This is a genomic window from Shewanella sp. S1-49-MNA-CIBAN-0167 (assembly GCF_040310145.1).
GTDB lineage: Bacteria > Pseudomonadota > Gammaproteobacteria > Enterobacterales > Shewanellaceae > Shewanella > Shewanella psychromarinicola.
On sequence record NZ_JBEOPO010000078.1, the window covers coordinates 1 to 4,093 of the forward strand.

Here is a 4,093-nt window from a genome sequence, read left to right on the forward strand (position 1 = left end):
GTATTTGTTTTTGGCGAAGTGAATTATACGAGATTACCTTCTTCGCACAAAATTCAAACAAAGATCAACAGCCCCTAATGACATAAATGCTAATAGCACCAAATACCAATAAAAAAAGCCCATCAAATACATGATGGGCCAATCCTTGTTTTGGGGGACGGAATAGGGTGGTGTTGTATTAATCTGCAGGACGTAATTGATTAAATTCAGAACCGGCAAAGTATCCTGGCCAATCTTGATTATTACCTAGCTCAGCTGCGGCTTGGTAATACACGCCTAAATCTTGTAATGATCCGGATAAGTCCCATTCAGGACGATAATCGTCGCAGACGTTATGATAGCAGCCTTTCATTTTCACCAGCATTGCAGTTTTGTATTGTGCTGTTGCTTCATCAAGCGGTTCGTTACCCCCACCGGCAAATACTGCCGGTACACCTAATTTGGCAAAACTGAAGTGGTCTGAACGGAAAAATCCGCCTGATGCTGGGTTAAGTTCGCCCTTGCTAATCCGATCCTGTTTAGCTGCAGCGCGGTCTAAATAGTTTTCTAACTCAGACTGACCTTTGCCAACTATGGTGTAGTCTTTGGTTTTGCCATACACATTGGTGCTGTCTAGGTTAAAAACAGCGACCGTTTTATCAATGGGATAAATAGGATTAGCAGCATAGTAACGTGAGCCTAATAAGCCTTGTTCTTCACCCGTAGTGGCAATAAAGGTTAATGAGCGGGCTAAGCCATGACCTTGTTCGGCTTGCTGCGCAAACTGGCGGGCAATTTCTAAAATACCCGCAGTGCCAGAGGAATTATCTAATGCGCCATTATAAATTTGGTCACCGTCTTTGGTGTCATCTTTACCGAGATGATCCCAGTGGGCCGTGAATAGAATATGCTGATTGGCCTGAGTGCTGCCGGCTAACGTCGCAACCACATTATAACTGTCGGCATACTCTGTTTTGTTAGCAAATTCAATGCTGGCAGTTTGGGCTAAATTGACATTGAGTGAACTGTTGGCCGCGCGATCCATTAACGATGTTAATGATAGACCGGCTTTGTCAAACAAGGCAGTTGCACTGTCTAGGGTTAACCATCCTTCAACTTGAACCCGTTGATCTTGTTCTGCTTGGCTAAGGACTAAGTCTTGTTGAGCTCCAATCCAGCTATTTTCGACTACCGACCAGGGATAGGAAGCGGGTTCAGTCTCATGGATAATGATAGCGCCCAATGCTCCTTGGCGACTGGCTTCTTCAAACTTATAAGTCCAACGGCCATAGTAAGTCATCGCCTTACCATTAAACTTCGCCCCTTGAGGATGAGCAAAGCCTGGATCATTAACTAAAATGATGGCAATTTTGCCTTTCATGTCGAGGTCTTGGTAATCATTCCAGCCGTATTCTGGTGCATTAATACCGTAACCGACGAACACTAATGGCGCATCTTTAATACTGACTTGGTGGTTATCATGACGACTGCCTAGCACAATATCTTGGCGATACTGCATGTCCATGCCAGCTAAATTAATTCGTTGTTGCTCGCTGGCGGTGTAGCTTACCATTGGAACTGGTTGCAGAAAACTGCCGTTATAGGCGCCTTTAAGCCCCATTTGAGTGAAGGCAGCGGATAAATATTCTAGGGTAAGTTTTTCACCTTGGGTGGTGGGCGCCCGACCTTCAAACTTATCAGACGATAATGTTTCGATGTCGGTTCTAAAGCGTTGTTCATTAAACGTCACAGCAGTGACTTTAGCTGGGGCAATTTGTTCGGTCGAAGCGTGTTTAGCATCGTCACTATTGCATGCTGTCAGCAAGGCAATGGCGCAAAAAGGCAACAATCGTTTCATGCTATGTCCTGTTATTATTATTTATTGTTATTTCAGACAAGCATAATGGGGCAAGCCAGTGCCTGAAAACAAGGTCGCTGGCTTGGAATTGTGTTACCTAATGTAAATAGTGTCGTTGACACTTATCTTATTAACTATTTGATCTTGTTGACGTGAATCAATAGTGCTTAAGCGATATTGGACGTTTTACTCCCGCAATCATATGAGTACTATTCTATATTAAAGGGTTTACCTTGCGATAAAATAGTGTATCGCGTATCAGTATCGAGCATTAATTTAATGGCGAGACAATCAAACTGTCACTGAGTAAAGATATCGATTAAACGACATCAATATCGGCCGCGCATGCAAACACGTGATTAGGTCTAAAAGGTTCTTTGTCAATATCAATCATTTGGCTCACGCCACTGGTGACCAAAATGGTTTCAAGTCCTGCTTGAAAGCCTGCGAGAATATCGGTTTGCATGTTGTCGCCAATAATTACGGTGTTTTCAGAGTGCCCCTGAATATGATTCAAGGCTGAGCGAATAATCCACGAGCTTGGTTTACCCACATAAAATGGCATTTTACCTGTGATACGTTCAATCGCTGCGCATAACGCGCCACATGCAGGGCTAAAGTCTGCGCCATGAGTATCTGGATTGGTGGCAATAAAGCGTGCGCCGCCAGCAACAAAGCGAGATGCTTTATGGATCATGTCCCAGTTGTAAGCGCGGGTTTCACCGACAATAACAAAATCTGGGTTAATATCGGTTATGGTGAAACCTGCGTTGTACAACTCATGGGTAAGTGCACCTTCGCCAATCACAAAGGCTTTATTGCCGGTTTGGTGTTTAAGAAAGTCGGCAGTGGCCATAGCTGAAGTGTAAAAGCAACTTTCTGGCACATTAATGCCTGCCGCGCCGAGACGGTTTTGTAAGTCTTTACCGGTTTGGACCGGATAATTGGTGAGGATGACCAGCGGGTTGCCTTGTTCAAGCACACGGTGAATAAACTTGTCACTTCCGGGAATGAGCTTGTTGTCGTGCAGTAATACACCATCAATGTCGCAAATAATATTTTTCATTCAATGATTTCTTCCTTCAAATACAACCTCTGTATATCTAATGCTCATTCAGGTGAGAAAACAATGATTAAATCCAAAAAAGGGCTGTTTAGAGTTTGATTTAACACCTTGTGAGCTTTTTGTTGCCGATAGATTGCCGCTTAGCGTTTATTCGGTCATCGTGTTAACCGAGTCCACGGGTTGTTTAACGCTATGGCCTACGGCCACTAACGTTGTGGCGGCATGGTCAACGCTGTTCCTTACATCATAATGATATTTCCCATATCCATATGGGTCAGATGCTAATGAACAATCTGTACCGCGGAAGCTAGCCTGACTCTGATAGGTAGGATGCCTTGAAGCACATGGTCAATGATTTTCCCGACATCATAATGACATTACCAATATCCATATAGGTCGGGCGGCAGTGGTGCCAACCGAACGGTGAATGTGATACCCGCGGCGAACCAATCCGGTAGCGCAACGATCACTATTACCGTATCCGATGGCAGTTTAAGTTATACCCGTACATTTGTTGTGACAGTCAATGCGGTGAATGATACCCCAACCATTAGCAATATCAGCAACCGCAGCATCAATGAAGACAGCAATACGGGCATTATTGCCTTTACCATAGGTGATCACGAAACGGCCGCGGGTTCGTTGTCAGTGAGTCGCAGCTCAAGCAATGCGGCACTCGTTCCGACGGCCAATGTGGTATTGGGCGGAAGTGGTGCCAACCGAACTGTGAGAGTGACACCCTCGGCGAACCAATCCGGTAGCGTGACTATCAGCCTCACAGTCTCTGATGGCAGTTTAAGTTATACCCGTACATTTGTTGTGACAGTCAATGCGGTGAATGACGCCCCCACCATTAGCAATATCAGCAACCGCAGTATCAATGAAGACAGCAATACGGGTAATATTGCCTTTACCATAGGTGATCTCGAAACGGCCGCGGGTTCGTTATCAGTGAGTCGCAGCTCAAGCAATGCGGCACTCGTTCCGACGGCCAATGTAGTATTGGGCGGCAGTGGTGCCAACCGTACGGTGAATGTGACACCCGCGGCGAATCAATCCGGTAGCACGACTATCAGCCTCATTGTCTCCGATGGCAGTTTAAGTTACACCCGCACATTTGTTGTGACAGTCAATGCGGTGAATGACGCCCCCACCATTAGCAATATCAGCAACCGCAGTATCAATGAAGA

3 protein-coding genes are annotated in these 4,093 nt (G+C 45.3%); 1 reads left to right on the forward strand and 2 read right to left on the reverse strand.

The features are described from left to right. Positions 1–178: 178 nt before the first annotated feature. Together AAEZ00_RS20330 and AAEZ00_RS20335 are read right to left on the reverse strand one after the other, a co-directional pair. Positions 179–1,837 (reverse strand): M28 family metallopeptidase, encoded by a 1,659-nt coding sequence (locus AAEZ00_RS20330; RefSeq protein WP_124011703.1) that lies wholly within the window; start codon positions 1,835–1,837, stop codon positions 179–181. A 319-nt stretch (positions 1,838–2,156) separates the two neighbouring features. After that, complete coding sequence (locus AAEZ00_RS20335) at positions 2,157–2,903, reverse strand: HAD-IIA family hydrolase (RefSeq protein WP_101031997.1); 747 nt, start codon at positions 2,901–2,903, stop codon at positions 2,157–2,159. A 423-nt stretch (positions 2,904–3,326) separates the two neighbouring features. Here AAEZ00_RS20335 and AAEZ00_RS20340 point away from each other — a divergent pair. Beyond that, a partial coding sequence (locus tag AAEZ00_RS20340) for an Ig-like domain-containing protein (RefSeq protein ID WP_351089682.1) occupies positions 3,327–4,093 on the forward strand: 767 nt, incomplete at its 3' end.